Below are 25,133 nucleotides of genomic sequence, written 5' to 3' on the forward strand. Positions count from 1 at the left end.
TGCCTGTTTCCAAATAGAAAAATGTTAAGCACCGCCTAAGACTCGTGGCCCAATATTGCATACATCAAAATCTCATTGAATGAGGAGCAATTCATGGAACAGCAAACGAATATCGCATCCCTGAAAATCAAACGCACCGTAGCCGCGCTGGCCGCGATCGGTGTGCTGGGCGCCGGTGGCGCCATGGTGGTGCATCAGAATAATGCTGGCGCGAATGCCGCCGCTGGCGTACCTGCCGCTCCCGTGGCTGCCGCCGTGGCGCCCGCCGCCGCCGCGCCGCTGGTGGCCTTGCCCGACTTTAGCCAGATCGCCGCGCGCAACAGCCCGGCCGTCGTCAATATCAGTGTTACGGGCAGCACCAAGGTAGCATACGACCCCTCGGCCCAGGCCGGCAACGACGATTTCGGCAACGACCCCTTCTTCGAGTTCTTCCGCCGCTTCCAGGGTCCGCAAGGCGGGCAGCGCGGTGGCCGCGACGTGCCCACGCATGGCCTCGGTTCCGGCTTCATCGTCAGTCCGGACGGCATCATCATGACGAATGCCCACGTGGTGCGCGATGCGCGCGAAGTGACCGTCAAGCTGAACGACCGCCGCGAATTCCGCGCCAAGGTGCTCGGCACGGATCCGAAGACCGATATCGCCGTGCTGAAGATCGACGCCAACAACCTCCCCATCGTGCCGCTCGGCCATTCCAGCGACTTGAAGGTGGGCGAGTGGGTGCTGGCCATCGGTTCGCCATACGGCTTCGACAGCACGGTGACGGCCGGCGTGGTCAGCGCCAAGGGCCGTTCCTTGCCGGACGATAGCAATGTGCCGTTCATCCAGACGGACGTGGCGGTGAATCCAGGCAACTCGGGCGGCCCGCTGTTCAATACGCGCGGCGAAGTGGTCGGCATCAATTCGCAGATATACAGCCAGACGGGCGGCTTCCAGGGCCTGTCGTTCGCCATCCCCATCGACCTGGCGGGCCGCATCAAGGACCAGATCGTCGCCACCGGCAAGGCCAGTCATGCCAAGCTGGGCGTGACGGTGCAGGAAGTCAACCAGGGCTTTGCCGACTCGTTCAAGCTGGCCACGCCGGAAGGCGCCCTGGTGGCCAACGTGGAGCGGGGCAGCCCGGCCGACAAGGCGGGCCTGAAATCGGGCGACGTGGTGCGCAAGGTGAATGGCCAGCGCATCATCGGTTCGGCCGACTTGCCGGCGCTCGTGGGCACCTCTTTGCCAGGTGACAAGATCAGCATGGATGTCTGGCGTGACGGCAAGATCGTCAGCCTGACGGCGACCCTGGGCAATGCGGCCGACAAGGTGGCCGAAGTGGCGAAGAGCGACAGCGCCGCCGGCAAGGTAAAGCTGGGCCTGGCCCTGCGTCCGTTACAATCGGATGAAAAACGCGAGGCGGGCATCAGTGCCGGCCTGCTGGTGGAAGACGCGGGCGGCGCCGCCGCGAATGCCGGAGTGCAGCCGGGCGACGTGCTATTGTCGGTGAATGGCCGTCCCGTCAACACGGTCGAGCAGGTGCGCGACGTGGTGGAAAAATCCGCCAAGTCGGTGGCCTTGCTGATCCAGCGGGGACCGGACAAGATCTTCATTCCCGTGCGTTTGGGCTGAAAACAAGAGTAACTAGAGAGAGGCAAGCCATGCGCTTATTGCTGGTAGAAGACGATACGATGATCGGCGAGGTGGTGCTCGATCTGCTGCGCGCCGAGCATTACGCGGTGGACTGGGTCAAGGATGGCGACATGGCCGATACGGCCCTGCAGACGCAAACCTACGACCTGGTGCTGCTGGACCTGGGCCTGCCCCGCAAGGATGGCCTCGATGTGCTGCGCTCGATGCGTTTGCGCAAGCTCGACACGCCGGTGCTGGTCGCCACGGCGCGCGACGCCATCGAGCAGCGCATCGCCGGCCTCGACGCGGGCGCCGACGATTACGTGCTCAAGCCGTATGACCTCGACGAATTGCTGGCGCGCATACGCGCCCTGCTGCGGCGCGCCTCGGGCCGGCCGGAACCGATCTTCGAGCACCAGGGTGTGAGTATCAATCCGCTGACGCGCGAAGTGATCGCCGAGGGCCATCCCGTCAACCTGTCGGCGCGCGAATGGGCCGTGCTGGAAGCGCTGATCGCGCGTCCCGGCATCGTGCTGTCGCGCGCGCAGCTGGAAGAAAAGCTGTACAGCTGGAAGGATGAAGTCAACAGCAATGCCGTGGAAGTGTATATCCACGGCTTGCGCAAGAAGCTGGGCAGCGATCTGATCCAGAACGTGCGCGGCCTCGGTTACATGGTGCCCAAGGCATGAGGATGAAGGTCACGGTGACGCACTCGCTGCGCGGTCGCCTGCTGTGGTTTTTGCTGGCGGCCATCATCATGGCGGCCCTGGCGCAGGCGTCGATCGCCTACCGCAGCGCCCTGTACGACGCCGACCAGATTTTTGACTATCACATGCAGCAGATGGCCCTGTCGCTGCGCTCCGGCGCGCCGCTGGCCAACCATGCGCAAGCCTTGCCGGCCGACCCCGTCAACAACGACATGGTGGTGCAGGTATGGACGCCGGACGGCGTGCAGGTGTTCCGCTCGATCACGCGCGCGGAACTGCCGCAGCGCGCCGTGCTGGGCTTTTCGAATGTGAAGGCCAACGGCACGACCTACCGCATCTTCTCCGTGCAAACCAGTTCCCAGACCGTGCAGATTGCCCAGGACATGGCCGTGCGCAAGCGCATGGCCGGCAGCCTGGCGCTGCGCACGGTGGGGCCCATCGCGTTGATGGCGCCGATATTGATGCTGGTCGTCTGGTGGGTTGTCAGCGGCTCGCTGGCACCCGTCTCGCGCGTGCGCAAGCAGGTGGCGGCGCGCCAGGCGGACGATCTGTCGCCCGTCTCGGAAGCGGGCTTGCCCGACGAAGTACGGCCCCTGGTGCATGAACTGAATTTGCTGTTCGGTCGCGTGAAGACGGCGTTCGACGCGCAGCAGCATTTCGTTGCCGACGCCGCGCATGAATTGCGCACGCCGCTGGCGGCCTTGAAACTGCAGGTATTGAGCCTGGAGCGGGCCGAATCGGAAGAAAAGCGCAGTCTGGCCATTTCCCGCGTGAGCGCCGGCATCGAGCGGGCAACGCGCCTGGTCGAGCAGTTGCTGGTGCTGGCGCGCCAGGAAGCGAGCGCCGCCAGCGGCGACCAGCTGCAGGCTGTGGACTTGAACGATGTCGTCAAGCGCGCGCTGGGCGACATGGCCGGCATCGCGCAGGCGCGCAAGATCGACCTGGGCCTGCATCACATGGATGCGGCCAAGGTGGCGGGCCAGGCCGATGCGCTCAACATCATGCTGCGCAACCTGGTCGACAACGCCATCAAGTACACGCCGCAGGGCGGCACGGTCGACATCGACCTGCGCGCCAGCCCCGTCGGCGTGACCTTGTCCGTGGAAGACAACGGCCCCGGCATCCCGCCCGAAGAGCGCGAGCGCGTCTTCAGCCGCTTCTACCGCGTGCCCGGCACGGATGCCAACGGCAGCGGCCTGGGGCTGGCCATCATCAAGGCCATCGCCGAGCGCCACGGCGCGCGCCTGGTGCTGGACAAGTCCGAGCGCCTGGGCGGCCTGTGCGTGCGCGTGGAATTCCCGCAAGCCGTGAAAAAATAACGTTTTGATCATGATCTTTGGCATGTTGCATTGACGCGCGCGCCGCTGGCATATATTGTCTGCGCAATAAGCATTCAAGCAAATGGAGCGCAGCATGCAGAAGATCGGCTTTTCAGGAACCCTCGACCCCATCACCAACGGCCACATGTGGGTGATCGGCGAAGCGCGTTCGCTCGCCGACGAGGTGATCGTGTTCCTGTCGCAAAACCCTGCCAAACGCCCCCAATTTCCCGCCGAAGACCGCAAGCGCATCATCGAGCAGAGCGCGCGCGAGTGCGGCTGGGACAATGTGCAGGTGGTCATCGTCAAGGGCGACTACACGGCGCGCGCGGCAAAAAAGCATGGCTGCGACTACCTGATCCGCGGCATCCGCACGACGGCCGATTTCGACTATGAAAACCTGATCCAGCAAACCAATGTGGACGTGCTGCAGGGCGCCAAGACGATTTTCGTCATGCCGCCGCGCGACCTCGGCTCCGTCAGTTCCAGCTTCGTCAAGGCGCTGGAAGGTCCCGTCGGCTGGAACTGGACCATGAAGAAATTCGTCCCCGGCCCGGCCTACCAGGCGTGGATACTCGACTGCCTGCGCAAGGAGTGGGAAGCGCTGTGGAACTACGCCACCGCCTCGCAAGCGGACATCGCGCTGGCGGACCACTGGTTCGCGTACCTGACGGGGCCGCAGGCGTATGGCGGCGCGGACCGCCACTATCACAACCTCGACCACCTGGTGCACGGCCTGTCCGAGATCCGCGTGTGGGCCGACAATACTTTTGCGCCCAAGCGCGACAGCGCGCTGGTCAAGAAGGCGTTCTGGTTCCACGACGCCGTTTACAGCCACGACGACGATGCCCTGTATTCGAGCGAAGAGGCGAGCGCCCAGCTGTGGCTGGCGAGCGGCCTCGATGCGGGCGACAACCTCGATGTGGCGCAATTGATACGCGTTACGGACCATTTCCAGGGCCCCGGCATCAGCCATCCGCTGAAAGACGCCATGCTCAGCGCCGACCTGGCCATCCTGGGCCAGGATGACGAGGTGTACCAGGCCTATACGCAAGCCATCGTCCGCGAATACGCGCACGTGGACCCGGTGCGCTTCAACGAGCAGCGGGGCCTGGCCCTGCAGCATTTGTGCGGCAAGGCGCAGGCGGGCCAGCTGTTTGGCGATGCGTACTTTGCCGACCAGTACAACGAGCGGGCCATTGAAAACATGCAGAAGGAGATTGCGGCGCTGGCGGGGAGTGGGGTTTAACGGCGGCTGGCTACCGCATGCAGCAGTGCATCCTCGAGCCGATCATTGCCCCAGAATAATTCCCCAGCGCTGACGAAGCTGGGGGCGCCGAACAGGTTCAGCGCTTGTGCCTGCTCGGTCTGGCGGCGCAGCCGCAGCTTGTTGTCCGGTGTCACAGCCAGCGCCAGAACGGTGCGCACATCGAGGCCCAGCCCCTCCAGGGCTTCGCTGACGGCTTCGATGTGGTCGATGTCGCGGTCTTCGGCGAAATTCATCGTCATCATGCGGCGCGCAAAGGGCGCAATCCAGCCCTGGTCCGCGCCGATCAGCGCCACGCGCATGGGCAGCAGGGCCGTGCGGGGGAAGGAACTCGGTTGCTGCCATGGCAATGCGTATTTCTCGCACTGGCGCGCCATGTCGCGCCACGTGTAATCGCCCTTGAGCTTTTGCAAGATGAAGGGCGATGTCTGCCAGCCCAGCGCATTGAAGACGACGCCCAGCAGGAAGGGTTTCCAGATGACCTGCACCTGCTTTTCACGCGCCAGCGCGTCGATGCGCATGGCGCTCAGGTAACTGTAGTTGCTGCCGAAATCGAACCAGAATTCCAGTGTGGCCATGGTCTCTTTTCCATGCGGTCGCGCAGGGTTGATTCCTGCGCCGGGGCGCGACTGCCGCGCCGGCCCCCGCTTGTCGTCCTAGCGCGCCGCCGCCTTGGCGCGCGCCGCGTGCAATTTCTTGAAGCTGTCGATCAGGCGCTGGTGCCGGTCGAGGCCTTCCAGTTGCATGCTGGTCGGGGTCAGGCCGAAGAAGCGCACGCTGCCGTCCACCGAGCCCAGCACCGCATCCATGCGGGCGTCGCCAAACATGCGGCGGAAATTGACGACGTAATCGTCCAGCTCCAGCTCGTCATCGAGTTCCACTTCCAGCACCACGTTCAAGGCTTGATAGAACAGTTTGCGCTCGAGCGTGTTGTCGTTGTACTGCAGGAAGGTTTCCACCAGCTCCTTCGCTTCCTCGAATTGCTGCAGGACGAGATGAATCAGCAGCTTCAATTCCAGGGTCGTCAGCTGGCCCCAGACAGTATTTTCGTCAAACTCGATGCCGATCAGGGTGGCGATGTCGCCGTACTCGTCGAGCTCGCTGTTTTCCAGACGGTCAAGCAAGTCTTCCAGGCTGGCATCGTCCAGGCCATGCAGGTTCAGGATGTCGGCGCGGAACAGCAGCGCCTTGTTGGTGTTGTCCCAGATCAAATCCTCGACCGGATATACCTCGGAATAACCGGGCACGAGGATGCGGCAGGCCTTGGCGCCCAGCTGGTCATACTCGGCCGTGTACACTTCCTTGCCCATGCCGGCGAGGATGCCGAACAGGGTCGCCGCTTCCTCGGCATTCGAGTTCTCGCCGTGGCCGGAAAAATCCCACTCGACAAAATCATAATCGGCCTTGGCGCTGAAGAAGCGCCACGAAACGATGCCGCTGGAATCGATGAAGTGCTCGACGAAGTTATTCGGCTCGGTGACGGCTTCGCTGGCAAACGTCGGTTGCGGCAAGTCGTTCAAGCCTTCAAAACTGCGGCCCTGCAGCAATTCCGTCAGGCTGCGCTCGAGCGCCACTTCCAGGCTCGGGTGCGCGCCGAACGAGGCAAACACGCCGCCCGTGCGCGGGTTCATCAGGGTGACGCACATCACCGGGTACACGCCGCCCAGCGACGCATCTTTGACCAGCACGGGGAAACCCTGCTCTTCCAGGCCGACGATGCCGGCCAGGATGCCGGGATACTTCGCCAGCACTTCCTGCGGCACGTCGGGCAGGGCGATCTCGCCTTCGAGGATTTCGCGCTTGACGGCCCGCTCAAAAATTTCCGACAGACATTGCACCTGCGCTTCGACGAGGGTATTGCCGGCGCTCATGCCATTGCTGACGTACAGGTTTTCGATCAGGTTGGACGGGAAATACACGACCTCGCCGTCGGACTGGCGCACATACGGCAGCGAGCAGATGCCGCGCTCGGCATTGCCGGAGTTGGTGTCGATCAGGTGCGAGCCTCGCAGCTCGCCATCGGCATCGTAGATGTCGCGGCAATAGGCGTCGAGAATCTCCTTCGGCAGCGCATCCTTGCGGCCCGGCTTGAACCAGCGCTCGTTCGGGTAATGGACAAAATCCGCGTTGGCGATGTCGTTACCCCAGAACGATCCCGCGTAGAAATGGTTGTTGCTCAGGCGCTCGATATACTCGCCCAGGGCCGACGCCAGCGCGCTTTCCTTGGTCGCGCCCTTGCCGTTGGTGAAACACATGGGCGAATGCGCATCGCGGATATGCAGCGACCACACGTTAGGGATGATGTTGCGCCACGAGGCGATTTCAATCTTGATGCCCAGGCCCGCCAGGAGGCCCGACATATTCGCGATGGTCTGTTCCAGCGGCAAGTCCTTGCCGACGATATAGGTGCGGGCTTCGCCGGCCGGATTGAGCATCAGCAAGGATTGTGCATCGGCATCCAGATTTGCGACCTCTTCAATCACGAACTCGGGGCCCGTTTGCACCACTTTTTTTACCGTGCAACGGTCGATCGAGCGCAGGATGCCCTGGCGGTCCTTGGCCGAGATATCGGCCGGCAACTCGACCTGGATCTTGAAAATCTGCTGGTAACGGTTTTCTGGATCGACAATATTGTTTTGCGACAAACGGATATTTTCCGTGGAAATATTGCGCGTATCGCAATACAACTTCACGAAGTAGGCCGCGCAGAGTGCCGATGATGCCAAAAAGTAATCGAACGGGCCTGGCGCCGAGCCATCGCCTTTGTAGCGGATGGGCTGGTCGGCGATGACCGTAAAATCGTCGAACTTGGCTTCGAGACGCAGCTTGTCGAGAAAGTTGACTTTAATTTCCATGGTAATCCAATATGTGCATAAGTAAGTTAGCCGCTATTATCCGTGCTTTCCGCCGCAGGGCAAAGATTGTTCGCGGCGGCCGGGCTGGCGGGGAGCCGCCGGGGCCAGGTCGAAGAGGCATGTTCCCCTATGAAGCAGGCTGATAGTTCATGGTTTTTCACCTACCGCACTGAAAGTTATCTCTCTACCATGATTCTTCTTGCTGATATACAAAAAACGCAAGCTTTGATGGACGAGCTCGCATCGCAGTTCGATTTTGACCTTGGCCGTGCTGCGCGGGACAGCTCCTGGATCAAGCTGCTGCCAGAAAAGGCTTTCATGGTACTGGCCGGTGAAAGCGGCGGTGGCGTTTTTCTTGCGTACGGCGACGGCGAGATCGAACGATGCCCTATCCTCCATGTCACATCCGAGGGACAGGCTGGCTGTATCGCTGCCAATCTCACTGAACTGATTGCCATGATGCTGGCACTGCCCTACTGGCGTGACCTGCTCAAATTTTCCGATAGTGGCAAGCTGCAAGAGATGCGACGGACCGCGCGGTTCAGCGAGCAGGACTACCTGGAGGAGTACGCTGAATTTCCTGCTGCCAAGAAACGGATATTGGATACCTTAGCTGTTCCAGTCATTGCTGATCCAGTCAAGTTGCTCCATGACTGCGTACACGCCACCGATTGCAGTGTCGTGGCCCAGGACGGCTGGCGTTACGAGTCGCTCTTTAATCATTTCAAGTCCAGCGACAATCCAGGTTGGACATGCGGGTATTGATGCCGACATACAAAACAGCGGCTGCCCAAGCTGGCGCAGCCGCTGTCTTTATGCGGACACGGTGATCAGAACTTCACCCACAGCCGCCCGAAGTACGAAGCGCCGTTCAGGCCGAACTGCACGCTGTCGTATTTGAAGCCGTTATCCGTTTCGTCCGCGTTCTGCGTGGTGGGCTTGACGTTGAAGATGTTGTTGCCGCCAAAGGTCAGCTTGGTGTTCTTGCTGATGCTGTAGGTAAAGCTCAGGTCGGCGGACGTCTTGGCCTTGTAGCGGGCATTCGGTACGCCTTCGGCCGTGCCGCTGAAGGTGCCCAGGGTTTGCGGACCAAAGTAGATGATGCGCAGGTCGGATTCCAGCTTGCCCGTGATGTAGTCGAAGCCCAAGGTGGCTTTCGCGCGCGGGCCGCCCTGTTCGATGAACAGGCGTTCGCGTTCGGACAGCAGGACATCCTCGAAGCCCGTCAGCGAGGCGGGCGTCTTGACTTTCGTCACTTCCGTTTTGCTCAAATTCAAGGCCAGGAAGGTGTTCAGGCGGTTACCGGCCAGCTCGCCCTTGTGCGAGGCCGTCAGGTCCAGCCCCCGCGTGCGCGTGTCGATGGAGTTGACGAAGAATTGCGCCTCGCCCACGCCCAACAGGGCCAGGCGGGCGGCCAGGTCCGGATAGTTGTCGGCATTGAAGCGGCCCGACAGCACGATGCGGTCCTTGATCTTGATGTTGTACAAGTCAGCCGTCACGGAAATGGCTTGCGTCGGCGTCCAGGTGGTGCCAAACGTGAAGCTGGTGGATTTTTCCTCTTTCAACTTGGGAATGCCGGCCGCGTTGGCGACGGCGCCGCCGTTCGGCGCCAGCACCACGTCGGTAGGCACGCCGCCGATGAAGTCGGTGAAGGTGGACGAGAAATACACTTGCTGCAACGATGGCGCGCGGAAACCCGTGCTGGCCGAACCGCGCAGCAGCACGTTCGGCGCCAGCTTGTAGCTGGCGGCCAGCTTGCCCGTCACGGTGGAGCCGAAGTCGCTGAATTTCTCATAGCGCAGGGCGGCCTGGGTTTTCAGGCGTTCCGACCAGTCCAGTTCCACGTCGCCATACGCGGCGATGCTGTGGCGCCTGGCCTTGGTGGCGTCGCCAGGCTGGAAGCCGGGAAAGCCCTGGCTGCCCGCATTGCCGCCCACGCCCACGCCGTCGGCGTCGCTGTAGGAGCCCGGTTCGCCGGCCATGATCTTGTATTCCTCGCTGCGGTATTCGGCGCCGAAGGCCACGTTCATGCCGCGCATCACCGTGTCGTAATAGCGGCTGAAGTCGGCGTTGCTGGTCAGCTGCTGGAACGAAAAGCCGCCTGCGTCATAGCTGCTGGCGCTGACGCCCTTGCCGCCATTCATCAGGTCGAGATTGGCGATCGATGCGTTCAGCGTGTTGCTGATGTCGTAGCGCATCTTGTTGTAGCCATAGGTTTGCGAAAAGTCAGCATGCCATTCGCCGATCTGGCTGCGGTGGCCGATGGTGGCGTACTGGTCGTCGATCTTGCCGTTAATGAAAGGCACGAAACCGTCCGGATACATGGCGGCGGAATTGCGCGACGGAATATCGTCGCTGCCGATGCCGCCCCGGCCGAATGCGGCGCTGGAGGCGTCGCGCGTCTGCGCGCCGGCCGTGAAGTACAGTTTGCCTGTGCTGCTGGTGGCGTAGTCGCCATTCAGGTACAGCGTCTTGTTCCTGGACTTGGTGTCGCCGATGATGCGCATGCTGTCGGCATCGGCGCGGTTCGAGCGGCCCCGGTCCAGGTATTCGCCCGTGATGGCCAGGGTGCCCTTGTCACCCAGGGCGATGCCGCAATAGGCCGAGGTCATGTAATTCTTGCCGTCGCCTTCGGAATACTGGCTGTAGCCGGCCACGGCTTCGCAGCCCAGGCTTTTCTTGAGTTCGATGTCGATCACGCCGGCAATGGCGTCCGAGCCGTACTGGGCGGCGGCGCCGTCGCGCAGCACTTGCACGTTTTTGATCGCCAGCAAAGGAATCGCATTCATGTCCGTACCCGTGTTGCCGCGGTTGCGCGCACCGAACAGGTTGACGAGGGCCGTCGTGTGGCGCCGCTTGCCATTCACCAGCACGAGGGTCTGGTCCGAGCCGAGGCCGCGCAGGGCGGCCGAATCGATCAGGTCGGCCCCATCGGCGCCTGTCTGGCGTGTGGAGTTGAACGAGGGTGAGATGTATTGCAGCGATTGCGCCAGGTCAAACTGGCCGCCTTGCTCGGCCACCTTGGAAATCGGAATGATATCGACCGGCACCATCGTATCGGTAGCGGAACTGGCGACCCGGCGCGAACCGACCACGCTGACCGTTTGCACGGGGCCTTCTGTGGCGGCCGCTTCCGTGTTCTGGGCCATGGCGGCAGGGCTGAAGGCGGCCAGGGCGGCGCTGCCGTACAGGCTGATGAGGACTGCTTTACGCAAGGTGGTGAGGGTCGGCACGCAGTATCTCCAAGTGGCTGATGAGCAAGATTCGTGACTTGATTCTAGTGCCATCATTTCAGCATTCACCAGCGATACTTTGTTTTGTTATTACAAATTTTCTGTAACTGTTGTTTCCTGGTTGATTATCTTTTGGCCTCTGCCTGGCTTGCCTTGTGCTGGTGCGGCGCGCCCCATTCAGGTGCTGCGTTGCACCATGCCGCCCACCCGGATGGTCTGCGCGCTGTATTGCACCTCGATCAAACACGGCTGCTGCGTCACGTGGCCCTGGTGCAGACGCAGCGACTGTTGCAAATGCGCCGCCAGCGCGCCCGCCGCCACGCCCGTGGCGCTGTCTTCCAGCGCCGGATCGAGGTGGTTGAAGTTGCGCCCCTCATACTCATGCTCGCCCGTGCGGCAATACGCATAGCAGCCGCTGATCTGATGCAAGGCGCTCCAGTCGGCGATCAGTTCCAGGTTCGGCCGCAGCGCGCGCAGGGTGGTGCGGTCGGCCACCTCCAGCAGCAGCTTCGGGCTGCCGACGGAGGCGATCACCGGCGGCGACAGCAAGTGCATATGCTGGCCCATCAGTTCGGACGGCACATATTTTTCCAGCATGACAGCAGGCGCCGGCTGCGGCGCCAGGCCGATGAATAATCCCTCCGCGCGGCGCACCAGCTGCAAGGCTTGTCCGCGCATGGCCGTGGCGACCGTCAGGGTTGCCGGCGCGCCGGGCGCCGTCAGCAGCACATGCGCGGCCGCCAGGGTGGCGTGCAGGCACAGGGGGCTGCGCGTGTGCGGATAAAAATAGTCGAGCACGAGGCATCCCTCCGCGCCGTCCGCCTGCCGGTCGATGAAGACGCAGGCGCTCACTTGCCGCTCCTGGGCGAATTGCTGGCGCGCCGTTTCGTTGCTGTCGTCGTTTTCCACGACCAGTGCCGCATTGCCGCCACCGGGTGCGGCGCCGAAACATTTCAAGAGATGGACGATCATGGCGGTCGATGTCGAGGTAAAACACCAGCATAAACGATAAGCCCGATTCCAGATAAGTATAATATACTGTGTTTATATACAGTATTGAGGTAGATCATGTGGGGCGCAGTCTTACCCGAGTATGCTGAGTTGTACTGCCTGAGTAATTTCAGCTTCCTGCATGGGGCCTCGCATGCGGAAGAGCTGGTTGCGCGCGCCGTCCAGCTCGGTTACAAGGGGCTGGCCATTACCGACGAGTGTTCGCTGGCGGGTGTCGTGCGTGCCCATGCGGTGGCCAAGCGGGCCGATTTTCCCCTGATTATCGGGGCGCATTTTCATTTGACGCAGTCCGACGGCAGTCCGGCCTTGTCCTTGCTGGCGCTGGTGCAAGACATCGACGGTTACGGCAACTTGTCGGAACTGATCACCATGGCGCGCACGCGGGCGGCCAAGGGGCGCTATTTGCTGACGCCCGATGATTTCGCCGCGTCATCGCCCGAGTTTGCCCATTTGCGGGGGCTGCCGGGCTGTTTGATGATCTTGCTGCCCAGCTATCCGGCCCAGCCGGAAACCGTGTGCGCGCAGGGGGCATGGATGGCGGCTACCTTTGGCAGCGAGCGCAGCTGGGTGGGCCTGAACCTGCTGCAGCGGGCGCAGGATGACGCGCACCGCAGCGCCGTGCAGGACGCGGCACAAGCGCTGGGCTTGTCCGTGGTGGCCGTCGGCCACGTGTGCATGCACGTGCGTTCGCGCAAGCCCCTGCTCGACACCCTGTGCGCGATACGCGTGGGTAAACCCGTGGACGAATGCGGCTATGCGCTGGCGCAAAACGCGGAGCAGCACCTGCGCGCGCGCTTGCGCCTGGCCAATGTGTATCCGCCGCAGGCGCTGGCGGAAACCCTGCGCATCGCGGAGCTGTGCACATTCTCGCTCGACAGTTTGCGCTATGACTATCCCGACGAGTTGGTGCCGCACGGCCACACGCCGGCGACGTATCTGCGCGAAGAAACGTATGCGGGCGCGCGTATCCGCTTTCCGCTGGGCATTCCGGCGAACGTGCAGGAGCAGGTCGAGCAGGAGCTGGAACTGATCGCGGAGCTGTCGTATGAAGCGTACTTTTTGACCGTGTACGACATCGTGCGCTTTGCCCGCTCGCAAAATATCCTGTGCCAGGGCAGGGGCTCGGCCGCCAATTCGGCCGTCTGCTATTGCTTGCACATCACGGAAGTGGACCCGGCGCGCGGCAATTCGCTGGTCGGGCGTTTCATGTCGCGCGAGCGCAACGAGCCGCCCGATATCGACGTCGATTTCGAGCACCAGCGGCGCGAAGAAGTGATTCAATATATCTACGGAAAATATGGCCGCGAGCGGGCCGCGCTGGCGGCCGTGGTGATCAGCTACCGGCCCAAGAGCGCCTTGCGCGACAGCGGCCGGGCGCTGGGGATCGACCTGGCCATCGTGGAAAAGGTGGCCAAGGCGCACCGCTGGTTCGATGGCAAGCGCGATCTGCTCGAGCGCCTGGCCGAATGCGGGCTCGACCCGGAAGCGGCATTGTCGCAGCAGTGGGCTGGCCTGGCGCAGCAGTTGCTGGGCTTTCCCCGTCATTTGTCGCAGCATCCGGGCGGCTTTGTCATTGCCCAGGGCAAGTTGTCGCGTCTGGTGCCGATTGAAAACGCGGCCATGGCCGAACGCAGCGTCATCGAGTGGGACAAGAATGACCTCGAGGAGCTGGGCTTGATGAAGGTCGACGTGCTGGCGCTGGGCATGCTGTCGGCCCTGCGCCGTGCGCTGGAACTGGTGGGGGCGCGGCGCGGCGAGGAATTCCGCCTGCAGGATATTCCCGCGGAAGACCCCGTCACCTACGACATGATGTGCGAGGCGGACACCATCGGCGTGTTCCAGATCGAGTCGCGCGCCCAGATGAGCATGCTGCCACGCCTGCGCCCCCGGGAATTCTACGACCTCGTCATCGAGGTGGCGCTGGTGCGCCCCGGCCCCATCCAGGGCGGCATGGTGCATCCGTATCTGCAGCGGCGCCAGAAAAAGGAGCCAATCGATTATCCGAAGGGCCTGGAAAAGGCGCTGGGACGCACCCTCGGCATCCCCATCTTCCAGGAACAGGTGATGCAGGTAGCCATCATCGCGGCCGATTTCACGCCCGGCGAAGCGGACCAGTTGCGGCGCGCCATGGCGGCCTGGAAACGCAAGGGCGGCATGAACAATTACAAGAAACGCATCGTCGAAACGATGGTCAAAAATGATTACGATCGGACGTTTGCGGAAGCCATCTTCAGCCAGATCGAGGGCTTTGGCGAATACGGATTTCCCGAATCGCACGCGGCCAGTTTCGCGCTGCTGACGTACGCCAGTTCCTGGCTGAAATGCCACGAACCGGCCGCCTTTCTGTGCGCCTTGCTCAACAGCCAGCCCATGGGCTTTTACAGTCCCTCGCAACTGGTGCAGGATGCGCGCCGGCATGGCGTGCAAGTGCTGCCCGTCGATGTGGCCATCAGCGGCTGGGAGGCGGAGCTGGAAGAGCAGGGGGGGCGGGGTGTCGCACCCGCCGTGCGCCTGGGTTTGAACAGCCTGTTCGGCATGCGCGCGGAAGCGGCCCGGCGCATCGAGGATGCGCGCGCCATTGCTGCTTTCGCCGACGTGGCCGACCTGGCCCTCCGTGGCGGCCTGGACCGTCATGATTTGCAGGTGCTCGCCGACGGCAATGCCCTGCACGCGCTGGCCGGGCACCGGCGCGCGGCGCTGTGGCAGGCGGCCGGCGCCGTGCCCGACAGGGATTTGCTGCGCGCCACTACACAAGAGGAAGACTTGCCCGTGCTGGCCGCGCCGACGGAAGGCGAGAGCATCGTCAGCGACTACCGCGCGCAAGGCCTGACCCTGGGCCGCCACCCGCTGGCGCTGCTGCGCAGGCAATTGCTGGAACAGCGTTTCCTGCCCGCGTCCACCTTGATGACTTACACGAGCGGACAGCTGGCGCGCGCCTGCGGCATCGTCACCGTGCGCCAGCGGCCGGGCACGGCCAAGGGCGTCATCTTCATGACCCTGGAAGACGAAACGGGCACGGTCAACGTCATCGTCTGGCCCGACCTGGTGGAAAGCCAGCGGCGCGAAGTGCTGAGCGCGCCGCTGCTGGGCGTGTACGGCGTGTGGCAGCGCGAAGGCATCGTGCGCAACCTGGTGGCCAAGCGCCTGGTCGACATGTCGCATTTGCTGGGACGCTTGCGGACCAGCAGCCGCGATTTCTGTTGAGAGTTGCCGGCGGGGAGGAGGGCATGGCATTATTTGAATATGACAACCTTGCCCGAACCGACACTGCGTCCCGCCCTGGTCGCCGACGCGCCCGCCATCGTCGCCCTGATCGACGACCTGATGCCTTTTTTGACCCTGCACCCGGATGGCGCGGGAGCGGAAAAATTCATCGAACATTGCCGCCAGCCGGCCATCGAAGGCTATCTGTCGCAGACTCGCTATGCGTACCAGCTCGCGCATATCGACGGCGCACTGGCCGGCGTGGTGGCCATGCGCGATAACACGCATCTGTTCCACATGTTCGTGCCGCGCGCCTGGCACCGGCGCGGCATGGCGCGCCGCCTGTGGCAGGCAGCCCGCGATGCGTCGCTGGCCAAAGGCGATGTGACGGCGTTTACCGTCAATTCCTCCCTGTACGCCTTGCCCCTGTACACAAGCCTGGGCTTTGTCGCCACGGGGCCGAAGGTGGAGGAGGGCGGCATCGCTTTCGTGCCGATGCGCATGGCATTATAGTTACCAGCGCACGATCTTTCCCGGATTCATGATGTTCTTCGGATCCAGCGCGTGCTTGAGGGCGCGCATGGTGTCGATCGCGCCTGCACCATGTTCTTCCACCAGGAAGGCCATCTTGTGCATGCCCACGCCGTGCTCGCCCGTGCAGGTGCCGTCCATGCCGATGGCGCGCGTGACCATGTCGCTGTTGACCTTTTCCGCGCGCGCGATATCGGCCGGGTCATCGGGATCGACCAGCATCTGCACGTGGAAATTACCGTCGCCCACGTGGCCGATGATGGCGTAGACGAGCCCCTGCGCTTCGCAATCGGCCTTGGTGGCCAGGATGCATTCGGCCAGGCGCGAAATCGGCACGCAGCAATCAGTGGAAATGGCGCGGCTGCCGGGGCGCAGTTGCAGCAGGGCGAAATACGCATTGTGGCGCGCGGCCCACAGGCGCGAGCGGTCTTCGGGACGGCTGGCCCACTCGAAATCGCTGGCGCCATGCTCCGCCGTAATGGCTTGCACCAACTGCGCCTGCTCGGCCACGCTGGCCGGCGTGCCGTGAAATTCAAACAGTAATAATGGCTTTTCCGGCAGCGCCATCTTGTCGTAGGCATTGATGGCTTTCACGCCATTTTCATCGAGAAACTCGACCCGCGCCACAGGAATGCCCATCTGGATGGTCTGGATCACGGCGCTGACGGCTTCGCCCGTGCCGGGGAACGAGCACACGGCAGCCGAGATGGCTTCCGGCAGCGGATACAGTTTCACGGTCACTTCCGTGATGATGCCCAACGTCCCCTCGCTGCCGACGAACAGGCGCGTCAGGTCGTAGCCGGCCGACGATTTTTTCGCCCTGGTCCCCGTCTTGATGATGCGGCCATCGGCCGTCACCACGGTCAGGGCCAGCACGTTTTCGCGCATGGTGCCGTAGCGCACGGCGTTCGTGCCCGAGGCGCGCGTGGCGGCCATGCCGCCCAGCGACGCATTGGCGCCCGGGTCGATGGGGAAGAACAGGCCCGTGTCGCGGATTTCCTCGTTCAGCTGTTTGCGCGTCACCCCTGCCTGCACGGTGGCCGTCAAGTCTTCGCCATGCACCGCCACCATCTGGTGCATTTGCGACAGATCAATCGTCACGCCGCCATGCAGGGCCAGCACGTGGCCTTCGAGCGAAGTGCCGCTGCCGTAGGCGATGATGGGCACGTCGTGCGCGCTGCACAGCTTGACGGCGGCGGCCACTTCCTCGGTGGAATGGGCGAAGATGACGGCGTCCGGCAGCATGGGAGGATAGCTCGACTCGTCGCGGCCATGGTGTTCGCGCATGGCTTGGGTCATGGAAAAGCGGTCGGCAAAGATCAGGGAAAGTACGGCAGCAAGGGATACGGGCAGCGGTTTTTTCAGTACCGCCAACTGGTCAGTTTGATTCACGCAAGTCCTCCGTTTTTTTTATTCTACTCCGCGCCCGGGGATTTCACCGAAGCAGCATATTGGTTTTTGCCAGTAGTAAAAAAATCTGTATGGTTCGCCATGCATTGGTTGTAAATGAGAATCATTTCTATTAAAATACCCGCCAGTAGTTATTTTGCAATGCGTGCTTCAACCCGAAAGGCCATGCCCATGAAATTCTCTCTGTCCATCGCTGCCGTCCTGCCCGCCTGCGTGCTGGCCCTGAGCGCCTGCAGCAGTGTCGCCCCCGTAACTGGCGCGGCCACCGGCGCCGCCGCGACGTCCGCCGCGCAGGATGTGCGCCAGCTGGGCGAGATCGTCGACTTGCGCAGCGGCCAGCGCGTGACTGCCGAACAACTGCTGGCCCAGCTGGCTGCCGCGCCGAGGATCATCGTGGGCGAGCAGCATGACCAGCTCAGCCATCACCAGATCGAGCAATGGCTGCTGCTGCAGTTGCAGGGCCGGCGCCCGCAAGGCAGCGTGCTGCTGGAAATGCTGAACCCGGACCAGCAAGCCAAGGTGGACAAGGTCAAGCCGTGGCTGCAGACGGATCCCGTCGTGCGCCCCGAGCACGTGGCCGAGCTGCTGGCCTGGCAGCCCAGCTGGAAGTGGGAGCAGTATGGCGACATGGTCATGACCGTGATGCGCGCGCCGTATCCCGTCTGGTCGGCCAACCTGGACCGCAGCGAGATCAAGCAAATGTTTGTCGACAAGCCGGCCGTGCAGGGCAAGCACTCGAACCTGGCCAACGATGGCAAGGTGCATGCCAAGCTGAAAGACATCATCCGCGTCATGCATGACAACCAGATCGACGAACCGCGCCTGGCCGCCATGCTGTCGGTGCAACAACAGCGCGACCGCCGCATGGCCGAGCGCCTGCTGGCCGCGCCCGCGCCGGCCGTGTTGATCGCCGGCGCCTACCATGCGCACAAGGACCTGGGCGTGCCGCTGCACGTGCAGGACTTGACGGGCGGACCTGCGCCGCTGGTGCTGGTCCTGGCGCAGAAGGGCGCCACGGTGCTGGCGCCGCAGGCGGATTTCGTCTGGTTCACGCCGGTTGCCGCATCCGCCATCGCCAGCGCCAAGTAAGCCGTTTCACCTCCGCCGGGCGGTCAGCCCGGCATTCTCCCCCAGCAAGCTTCCCCGCAGCAGCCAGGTAGTCCGTCCGATTTTTTTGCATGCGCGTGCGCGCCGTTGGCGCAGCCATGCCTGTTACCTGTTGAAGCTCCCATGCGTACCCCCTTGTTCCGTATCAAAGCCGCCGCTGGCGGCATGTTTCTTTCCCTGTTCCACGCCACCGCGCAAGCGTCCGCCTTGCCGCACGATATGTCGCCGTTGGGCATGTTTTTCGCCGCCGACCAGGTTGTCAAAAGCGTGCTCATCGGCTTGCTGATTGCCGCGCTGGCCACCTGGGTGGTGTTGCTGGTGAAGGGCGCCAGTTTGCTGCAAGCCCGGCGCGCAGCGGCGCAAGCCGTCGCCATGCTGAAGACGGCCACCTCGCTGCCTGACGCGGCCGCCAAGGTGGAGGGGGCAGGCAGCACTTCGCTGGCGCAGCAGTTGCTCGACGATGTGCAGCAGGAGCTGGATCTGTCGCACGCCAGCGCGCCGACGGCGGCCCTGAAAGAGCGGGCCGGCTTTCGCCAGGAACAGTTCATTGCGCAGCAGGTGCGTGCCATGACGCAAGGCATCGGCCTGCTCGCCAGCATCGGCGCCGTGGCGCCGTTCGTCGGCCTGTTCGGCACCGTGTGGGGCATCATGAACAGCTTTATCGGCATCGCCGTCAGCCAGAGCACGAATCTGGCAACCGTCGCGCCCGGCATCGCGGAAGCCTTGCTGGCCACCGCCCTGGGCCTGGTGGCGGCGATTCCCGCCGTCGTCATCTATAACGTGCTCAGCCGTGGCATCAACCAGTACAAGGCGCAGCTGCGGGCCGCTTCCGCGCAAGTGCTGCTGATGCTGAGCCGCGACCTCGACACGCGCAAGCAGGCCTGAGCCATGGCCAGCCTCTTTCCTTCATCGGACGACGACACGGCCGACATGCCGGAGTTGAGCGAGATCAATGTCACGCCCTTCATCGACGTGATGCTGGTGCTGTTGATCATCTTCATGGTGGTCTCGCCGCTGGCCACTGTCGACCTGAAAATCGACTTGCCGGCCGCCACGGCCAAGCCGGAACCGCGCCCCGAAAAGCCCCTGTTCGTTTCCCTGAAAGCGGACCACAGCCTGTATCTGGGCGAGTCGCCCGTGGCGCGTGAGCAGCTGGGCGGTTTGCTTGACGCCCAGACGGGCGGCGACCGCCAACGCCCCCTGTTTTTCCAGGCCGACAAGCAAGCGGCGTATGAAGACGTGCTGGGCGTGATGGATGCCCTGCGCCAGGCCGGTTATCTGAAAGTGGGCCTGGTCGGCCGGGAGGGTGGGTGAATCCGCGCCCCGTATTGAACTGGGGCATCGCCACGGCGCTAGTGGTAGCGGGCATGCTGGCGTTGCTGCTGTGGGCCAGCTGGCAGCCTGTCGCCGTGGCGCCCGCCAACCCGGCGGCCAGCGTGATGGTGGTATTTGCCGCACAGGCGATGTCGCCGGAAATACAGGTCGCGCATGCCGTGGGCGCGCGCCAGTCGGCTGCCTCCAGCTCGGCCCGGCCGCCAAGGAGCGCCATCCGGCAAGAGGCGTTGCCCGTGCTGGCGCGCGCCGCCGCGCCGGAGATCGTCGCGGCGGAAAAAGAGGAAAAGGCGGCTGCCAGCCCGTCGACGGAGCCGGGCAAGGATGCCGCCAAGGAAGCATCCGTGCCCGCGCAGGCCAGCAGCAGCGCCACGCCGGCACCGGCCGCCGTGCGCGGTCCGCAGGCGGCGCCGTTCAATAGCGACACGCCGCCCGCCAGCGCGGCGCCGGCCAGCTGGCAAAGCCGCGTGCTCGGCCATCTGGCCCACTTCAAGCGCTATCCGGGCGATGCGCGCCAGCGCAAGCGGGCCGGCGCCGCCTGGGTACGCTTCCAGGTGGACCGCGACGGCAAGCTGCTGGCCAGCGAACTGGTCACTTCATCGGGCACGGTGCTGCTCGACCGCGAAGCGCTGCAAGTGCTTGAGCGCGCGCAACCGTTGCCGGCGCCACCCGATAACGTCCTGCACCAGGGCACGGTGACCGTCACCTTGCCCGTCTCGTTCAAGCTGGAGCCAGGACAGGACAAGGCATGAGGATGCCGATTGTTTTTCATTCAAAAATCTATCCATAACAAATCGAGGGTGTATGCATATCAAGACAATGGCGCGAGCCGTGGGCGTCTGCATGGCGTTGCTGGCGCAGCAGGGATGGGCGCAACAGGCGCAGGAAAATGCGGCGGGCAAGGTGGAGTTTTCGCCGCTGAATGTTTCGGGAGAAACGGTTCCCGTGGAACAGCAGGCGCTGGAAAAACCGGGCGCCTTCAGTGCGCGCGGGCCGGACACGCGCTTGCAGCCCGTCGACCAGATCCTGCGCGGCATGCCGGGCACGTTTACCCAGATCGATCCGGCGCAGGGTGCCGTCAGCGTGAATATCCGCGGCCTGTCCGGCTTTGGCCGGGTCAACACCATGGTCGATGGCGTGACGCAAAATTACTATGGCAGCGCGCCATCGGAAGTGGCGCATGGTAGCGTGCCCAGCAGCCAGTTCGGCGCCCTGATCGACCCGAACTTCATCATCGGCGTGGATGTGTCGCGCGGCAATGCCGTCGGCGGCGACGGCGTCAATGCGCTGGGCGGCAGCGCCAATTTCCGCGCCATCGGCGTCGATGACGTCGTGTTCGCCGGGGAAAAGGCGGGGGCGCGCACGAAGATGTCCGCCGGCAGCAATGGCGTGGGGCGCAGCGCCATGCTGGCCGTGGGCATGAGAAATCCGGCCTTCGACGGCGGCAGCGTGGGTTTCATGGCCGCCACCAGCGCGAGCGTGATCGGCAACAACTACAAGAATGGCAATGGCACGGACAGCGAGGAATTCGGCTTCGGCTACCACCGTTTTTATAAGCAGAAGCCGAAGTCGCAACTGCTCAAACTGGACCTCGCTTTGAGCGACTTCCATGCGCTGGAACTGTCGGCGCGCGATTACCGCAATACGTTCACGCGCCGCGATATCCGGAGCGATGACTACTACGTAAAATATCACTACACGCCGTTTTCCGAGTTGATCGATCTCAATGTGGTGGCCAGCAGCAGCCGCGGCAAGCAGAAATACATGCCGGAAGCCCTGATCAATTTCGTCAACACCAGCACGGCCAACCGCGCCGACGCCTTCGATATCAACAACACCAGCAGCTTCAAGCTGGCGGGCGGCGATGCGCTGGTGACCGTGGGCGGCAAGCTGATGCGCAATCAATACAGCAAGCACGTGGAAAGCCTCGTCGATGACCCGGACAACCCGGACGCGAACCTGCAATCGATTGAAAACAATACCTTTGGTCCCGCCGGCAAGCAAAAGATCGACAGCCTGTATGCTGGCCTGCAATATAACCGCGGCATTGTTCAGCTCAATGCGGGGCTGAACTACACGCGTTTCGAATTGACGGGCTACAAGCCGGCTTGCGACGAGCGCGTGAAATGTTTCCCGCAAGGGGCGGCGCATATCGCGCTGAACGAACACGGCATCAATCCGTCGCTGCTGCTGTCGGCCCAGTTCACGCCCTGGTTCCAGCCGTTTGCCAGCGCCGAGCGCACCATGCGCGGCCCGAATCCGCAGGAAGTGTTTTTCTCGAATGACGGCGGGGCGTCGATGAACCCCTTCCTGAAGGGCGAGAAAGCGACGACCTATCAGCTGGGCTTTAATTCCAGCCTGCATGGTTTGCTGAGCAAGAACGATGCGCTGAACTTCAAGGCCCTGTATTTCAAGAGCAAGATCGATGGCTATATCACCAGCCAATCCTTCCTCGTGTGCGATAACGGGCGCAAGTGCAATATATCGGAAGTGATCGCCACGGATTGGGAGACCGTCGATGCCTACGTGACGAATATGTATATCTACATTAACTCGGCCACACCCGTGCATACGCGCGGCTGGGAACTGGAAGCGCAGTACCAGCTGGGGCCTGCCTATGCGCGCCTGTCGTACACGCGTGAAAAGACCAGCCAGCCCACCTCGATCGCCAGCGCGTGGTTTGGCGCGGCCGACATCAGCGAGCTGCCCAGCGTGTACTACAACCTCGACGTGGGCACGCGCTTGCTGGACAACAAGCTGGAAGTGGGCGCCATCATCAAGCACACGGGATCGAACCGCCGCCTGTCGCCGGATAATGAAGCCGATGAAGCGACGGGCGAAGTGCTCAAGGCCGACAATCCGAAGATCCCTGCCGTGATCGATTTGTATGCCAGCTACCAGGTGACGAAAAACCTGTTCCTGCGCCTGTCGGTGCAAAACGCCATGAACAAGAATTACTCGGAAGCGCTGAACCGCTTGAACTCGATGCCGTCGCAGTCGAACGACAATACGCCGATGAGTACGGCGCGGGGCAGGACGTATGTGGCGGGGCTGGAGTACCGCTTCTAGTTTTTTAGCAAAGCGGCGACGCCTGACAAAACTGTAGCGAGCGGATGTGATTTGTGGCCGAGAAGCGCAGCTGTGCTATAGCACAGTGAGCATCGCCGGCCGCAAAGCGCACCGCGCAGTAAGTTTTGTCAGGTGTTATCAGCGTGGTGTGGTTCCGTAGTAACTATGGATGGAATTGACCCATGTGGTATCGGCCATGTTCGGCCAGTTATCCGTATCGAAGCCGGGGGCGTTTTCGATGCGTTCCTTGTCGACGTTGAGGGTGAAGCGCTTGTTGACGGTGTCGAGCAGCAGCGCTTCCCACGGCACGGCGAACAGCTTTTCGCCGATGGTGAAGACGCCGCCGTGCGACATGACGGCGTAGGCGATCTTGCCGCTGCGCATGTCGATCATGATTTCCTTGATTTCGCCCAGATGTTCATCCTTGGCGTTGTGCACATGGTCGCCGATCAGGGTGTCTGCACCCATCAGTTCAGGGCCGGGGCCTTTGTGGCCGCGGTTGACATACATGCCGTAGGCGTCGCGTTCTTCGTAGCTCATGATGTACCTCCGTTGAAAAATTCCAGTCTGGACGTATGCCGTGGCAGGGTCTGTTCGGTCTCCCACACAAAATATGGAATTGGAAATATTTCAATTATTGTTATTGGGTAATTTTGTTGCGCGTAGACAGCAGGAGGGGGAGGGATAGTCGTCATTTGGCGCAAATTTCCGCGCGCGGGGAGCGACGCAGGCGGGCTTTAGTGTATAATTTCAATTTCCCGCACGTGCCGTTCGGCACCATCTGCAATGACCAAATTTGTCTTCGTCACTGGTGGCGTTGTGTCTTCCCTTGGAAAAGGGATTGCCGCCGCCTCCCTCGCCGCGATCCTCGAATCGCGCGGCCTTAAAGTCACCATGCTCAAGCTCGACCCGTATATCAACGTCGATCCTGGCACGATGAGCCCTATGCAGCACGGTGAAGTATTCGTTACCGATGACGGGGCCGAAACCGACCTCGACCTCGGTCACTACGAGCGCTTCATCTCCACCCGCATGAAAAAGGTGAATAACTTCACCACTGGCCAGATCTATGAATCGGTGATCCGCAAGGAACGCCGGGGCGAATATCTGGGCAAGACCGTGCAGGTGATTCCGCATATCACTAATGAAATCCAGGATTACATCCGCCGTGGCGCCGAAGGCTACGACGTGGCCCTGTGCGAAATCGGCGGCACCGTCGGCGATATCGAGTCGCTGCCATTCCTGGAAGCGGCGCGTCAGCTGAGCCTGCGCGCCGGCCGCAAGAACACGGCTTTCGTCCACCTGACCCTGGTGCCTTACATCGCCTCGGCCGGTGAACTGAAAACCAAGCCGACCCAGCACTCGGTGCAAAAGCTGCGCGAAATCGGCATCTTGCCAAACGCGCTGCTGTGCCGCGCCGACCGCGCCATCCCGGAAGACGAGCGCGCGAAAATCTCGCTGTTCTCGAACATCGAGGAAGACGCCGTCATTTCCGTGTGGGATGTCGACACCATCTACAAAGTGCCGCAAATGCTGCACGACCAGGGCCTCGACAAGATCATCTGCGACGCGCTGGACCTCGATCCTGCGCCGGCCGACCTGTCGATCTGGAGCAAGCTGATCTATACGATGGAACATCCGAAGGCGGAAATCACCGTCGGCATGGTCGGCAAGTATGTGGAACTGACCGAGTCGTACAAGTCGCTGATCGAAGCGCTGCGCCACGCCGGCATCCACACGGAAAGCCGCGTCAACATCGAGTACATCGATTCGGAAGAAATCGAAACGACGGGTTGCGACAACCTGGGCAAGTACGATGCCATCCTGGTACCGGGCGGCTTCGGCAAGCGCGGCGTGGAAGGCAAGATCAAGGCCGCCCAGTTCGCCCGTGAAAACAAGATCCCTTACCTGGGCATCTGCCTGGGCATGCAAGTGGCCCTGATCGAATACGCGCGCAACAAGGCAGGCATGCCGAACGCGAATTCGACCGAGTTCGACCTTGATACGGATCAACCTGTCGTTGCGCTGATCAATGAGTGGCAAAACCACGATGGTAAAGTCGAGTTGCGCGATGAAAACTCGGACCTGGGCGGTACCATGCGCCTGGGCGCGCAGACCTGCGCCGTCAATCCGGGCACCCTCGCCGCCGAGATCTACGGCAGCGTGGTGACCGAGCGTCACCGTCATCGCTACGAAGCCAATAATCACTACCTGGCCCGTGTCGAAGCGGCTGGCCTGATCGTGTCGGCCCGTACGCCGAGCGAAGATTTGTGCGAAATCATGGAATTGCCACGCACGGGTGAGAATGCCCACCCATGGTATATGGGCGTGCAATACCATCCTGAGTTCAAGTCGACGCCACGCACCGGCCATCCGTTGTTTACCTCGTTCATCAAGGCAGCGCTGGCGCACAAGGAAGCCAACGCCGTCGCTGAATAACGCCGGTCGATAGCGACAGTATTACCTGTAAGACAGCTCCC

19 protein-coding genes are annotated in these 25,133 nt (G+C 62.5%); 13 read left to right on the forward strand and 6 right to left on the reverse strand.

The annotated features are described in order from the left end of the window. Positions 1–93: 93 nt before the first annotated feature. From IGS58_RS05270 to coaD, 4 genes are all read left to right on the forward strand, one after another. A complete protein-coding gene (locus IGS58_RS05270) occupies positions 94–1,608 on the forward strand; it encodes a Do family serine endopeptidase (RefSeq protein ID WP_070260399.1) in 1,515 nt (504 codons plus the stop codon). 29 nt (positions 1,609–1,637) lie between these two features. Further along, the gene (locus IGS58_RS05275) at positions 1,638–2,297 is read left to right on the forward strand and encodes a response regulator (protein ID WP_034783312.1); all 660 of its coding nucleotides are present in this window, start codon (positions 1,638–1,640) and stop codon (positions 2,295–2,297) included. A 2-nt stretch (positions 2,298–2,299) separates the two neighbouring features. Then, positions 2,300–3,634: an ATP-binding protein gene (locus IGS58_RS05280; protein WP_176390130.1), complete on the forward strand. Its 1,335-nt coding sequence runs from the start codon at positions 2,300–2,302 to the stop codon at positions 3,632–3,634. A 94-nt stretch (positions 3,635–3,728) separates the two neighbouring features. Further along, positions 3,729–4,883 carry a pantetheine-phosphate adenylyltransferase gene (gene coaD, locus IGS58_RS05285; protein ID WP_230520809.1) on the forward strand — a complete coding sequence of 385 codons (1,155 nt, stop codon included), beginning with the start codon at positions 3,729–3,731 and terminating at the stop codon, positions 4,881–4,883. On the opposite strand, the gene IGS58_RS05290 is transcribed toward coaD, so the two are convergent. After that, the gene (locus tag IGS58_RS05290; protein ID WP_230520810.1) at positions 4,880–5,479 is read right to left on the reverse strand and encodes a 2-hydroxychromene-2-carboxylate isomerase; all 600 of its coding nucleotides are present in this window, start codon (positions 5,477–5,479) and stop codon (positions 4,880–4,882) included. The two genes, coaD and IGS58_RS05290, sit on opposite strands and share 4 nt — an antisense overlap. A 78-nt stretch (positions 5,480–5,557) precedes the next feature. Beyond that, a complete protein-coding gene (locus IGS58_RS05295) occupies positions 5,558–7,756 on the reverse strand; it encodes an OsmC domain/YcaO domain-containing protein (RefSeq protein WP_230520811.1) in 2,199 nt (732 codons plus the stop codon). Between the two features lie 129 nt (positions 7,757–7,885). Between IGS58_RS05295 and IGS58_RS05300 the strand changes: the two genes are divergently transcribed. Next, positions 7,886–8,521, forward strand: a complete 636-nt coding sequence (locus tag IGS58_RS05300) for a hypothetical protein (protein ID WP_230520812.1) — start codon at positions 7,886–7,888, stop codon at positions 8,519–8,521. A gap of 65 nt (positions 8,522–8,586) precedes the next feature. On the opposite strand, the gene IGS58_RS05305 is transcribed toward IGS58_RS05300, so the two are convergent. Both IGS58_RS05305 and IGS58_RS05310 read right to left on the reverse strand, forming a co-directional pair. Further along, a complete protein-coding gene (locus IGS58_RS05305) occupies positions 8,587–10,989 on the reverse strand; it encodes a TonB-dependent receptor plug domain-containing protein (protein ID WP_230520813.1) in 2,403 nt (800 codons plus the stop codon). A gap of 177 nt (positions 10,990–11,166) precedes the next feature. Next, positions 11,167–11,961, reverse strand: coding sequence for a PhzF family phenazine biosynthesis protein (locus IGS58_RS05310; RefSeq protein ID WP_230520814.1), 795 nt, complete (start codon positions 11,959–11,961; stop codon positions 11,167–11,169). Positions 11,962–12,057: 96 nt separating this feature from the next. Here IGS58_RS05310 and IGS58_RS05315 point away from each other — a divergent pair, with 96 nt between their 5' ends. Further along, complete coding sequence (locus IGS58_RS05315; protein WP_230520815.1) at positions 12,058–15,204, forward strand: error-prone DNA polymerase; 3,147 nt, start codon at positions 12,058–12,060, stop codon at positions 15,202–15,204. A gap of 39 nt (positions 15,205–15,243) precedes the next feature. Then, positions 15,244–15,717: a GNAT family N-acetyltransferase gene (locus tag IGS58_RS05320; RefSeq protein WP_071653754.1), complete on the forward strand. Its 474-nt coding sequence runs from the start codon at positions 15,244–15,246 to the stop codon at positions 15,715–15,717. Here the strand turns inward: IGS58_RS05320 and IGS58_RS05325 are convergent, their stop codons facing one another. Beyond that, positions 15,718–17,127, reverse strand: a complete 1,410-nt coding sequence (locus IGS58_RS05325; RefSeq protein ID WP_092606577.1) for an FAD-binding oxidoreductase — start codon at positions 17,125–17,127, stop codon at positions 15,718–15,720. 189 nt (positions 17,128–17,316) lie between these two features. Between IGS58_RS05325 and IGS58_RS05330 the strand changes: the two genes are divergently transcribed. From IGS58_RS05330 to IGS58_RS05350, 5 genes are all read left to right on the forward strand, one after another. Further along, a complete protein-coding gene (locus tag IGS58_RS05330) occupies positions 17,317–18,234 on the forward strand; it encodes a ChaN family lipoprotein (protein WP_230520816.1) in 918 nt (305 codons plus the stop codon). A gap of 141 nt (positions 18,235–18,375) precedes the next feature. Next, positions 18,376–19,137, forward strand: a complete 762-nt coding sequence (gene exbB / locus IGS58_RS05335; protein WP_230520817.1) for a tonB-system energizer ExbB — start codon at positions 18,376–18,378, stop codon at positions 19,135–19,137. A 3-nt stretch (positions 19,138–19,140) separates the two neighbouring features. Further along, complete coding sequence (gene exbD / locus IGS58_RS05340) at positions 19,141–19,566, forward strand: TonB system transport protein ExbD (RefSeq protein ID WP_230520818.1); 426 nt, start codon at positions 19,141–19,143, stop codon at positions 19,564–19,566. Then, positions 19,563–20,336, forward strand: coding sequence for an energy transducer TonB family protein (locus IGS58_RS05345; protein ID WP_230520819.1), 774 nt, complete (start codon positions 19,563–19,565; stop codon positions 20,334–20,336). Before exbD ends, IGS58_RS05345 begins: the two co-directional genes overlap by 4 nt. A gap of 52 nt (positions 20,337–20,388) precedes the next feature. Then, positions 20,389–22,653 carry a TonB-dependent receptor domain-containing protein gene (locus tag IGS58_RS05350; RefSeq protein ID WP_230520820.1) on the forward strand — a complete coding sequence of 755 codons (2,265 nt, stop codon included), beginning with the start codon at positions 20,389–20,391 and terminating at the stop codon, positions 22,651–22,653. Between the two features lie 138 nt (positions 22,654–22,791). Here the strand turns inward: IGS58_RS05350 and IGS58_RS05355 are convergent, their stop codons facing one another. Next, the gene (locus tag IGS58_RS05355; protein ID WP_070260375.1) at positions 22,792–23,193 is read right to left on the reverse strand and encodes a PRC-barrel domain-containing protein; all 402 of its coding nucleotides are present in this window, start codon (positions 23,191–23,193) and stop codon (positions 22,792–22,794) included. 246 nt (positions 23,194–23,439) lie between these two features. On the opposite strand from IGS58_RS05355, the gene IGS58_RS05360 reads away from it, so the two are divergent. Next, positions 23,440–25,092, forward strand: coding sequence for a CTP synthase (locus IGS58_RS05360; RefSeq protein WP_034783327.1), 1,653 nt, complete (start codon positions 23,440–23,442; stop codon positions 25,090–25,092). Positions 25,093–25,133 lie beyond the last annotated feature (41 nt).

The sequence above is a fragment of the Janthinobacterium sp. EB271-G4-7A genome, from assembly GCF_020858075.1.
Classification (GTDB): Bacteria; Pseudomonadota; Gammaproteobacteria; order Burkholderiales; family Burkholderiaceae_D; genus Janthinobacterium; species Janthinobacterium lividum.

Bases quoted from the DNA above. Each gene is read 5' to 3' on its own strand.
- IGS58_RS05300 (WP_230520812.1), top strand. From the start codon at position 7,886: ATGAAGCAGGCTGATAGTTCATGGTTTTTCACCTACCGCACTGAAAGT.
- IGS58_RS05350 (WP_230520820.1), top strand. From the start codon at position 20,389: ATGCATATCAAGACAATGGCGCGAGCCGTGGGCGTCTGCATGGCGTTG.
- IGS58_RS05295 (WP_230520811.1), bottom strand. From the start codon at position 7,756: ATGGAAATTAAAGTCAACTTTCTCGACAAGCTGCGTCTCGAAGCCAAG.
- IGS58_RS05270 (WP_070260399.1), top strand. From the start codon at position 94: ATGGAACAGCAAACGAATATCGCATCCCTGAAAATCAAACGCACCGTA.
- IGS58_RS05315 (WP_230520815.1), top strand. From the start codon at position 12,058: ATGTGGGGCGCAGTCTTACCCGAGTATGCTGAGTTGTACTGCCTGAGT.
- IGS58_RS05280 (WP_176390130.1), top strand. From the start codon at position 2,300: ATGAAGGTCACGGTGACGCACTCGCTGCGCGGTCGCCTGCTGTGGTTT.
- IGS58_RS05275 (WP_034783312.1), top strand. From the start codon at position 1,638: ATGCGCTTATTGCTGGTAGAAGACGATACGATGATCGGCGAGGTGGTG.
- coaD (WP_230520809.1), top strand. From the start codon at position 3,729: ATGCAGAAGATCGGCTTTTCAGGAACCCTCGACCCCATCACCAACGGC.
- IGS58_RS05310 (WP_230520814.1), bottom strand. From the start codon at position 11,961: ATGATCGTCCATCTCTTGAAATGTTTCGGCGCCGCACCCGGTGGCGGC.
- exbB (WP_230520817.1), top strand. From the start codon at position 18,376: ATGCGTACCCCCTTGTTCCGTATCAAAGCCGCCGCTGGCGGCATGTTT.
- IGS58_RS05355 (WP_070260375.1), bottom strand. From the start codon at position 23,193: ATGAGCTACGAAGAACGCGACGCCTACGGCATGTATGTCAACCGCGGC.
- IGS58_RS05330 (WP_230520816.1), top strand. From the start codon at position 17,317: ATGAAATTCTCTCTGTCCATCGCTGCCGTCCTGCCCGCCTGCGTGCTG.
- IGS58_RS05360 (WP_034783327.1), top strand. From the start codon at position 23,440: ATGACCAAATTTGTCTTCGTCACTGGTGGCGTTGTGTCTTCCCTTGGA.
- exbD (WP_230520818.1), top strand. From the start codon at position 19,141: ATGGCCAGCCTCTTTCCTTCATCGGACGACGACACGGCCGACATGCCG.
- IGS58_RS05290 (WP_230520810.1), bottom strand. From the start codon at position 5,479: ATGGCCACACTGGAATTCTGGTTCGATTTCGGCAGCAACTACAGTTAC.
- IGS58_RS05320 (WP_071653754.1), top strand. From the start codon at position 15,244: ATGACAACCTTGCCCGAACCGACACTGCGTCCCGCCCTGGTCGCCGAC.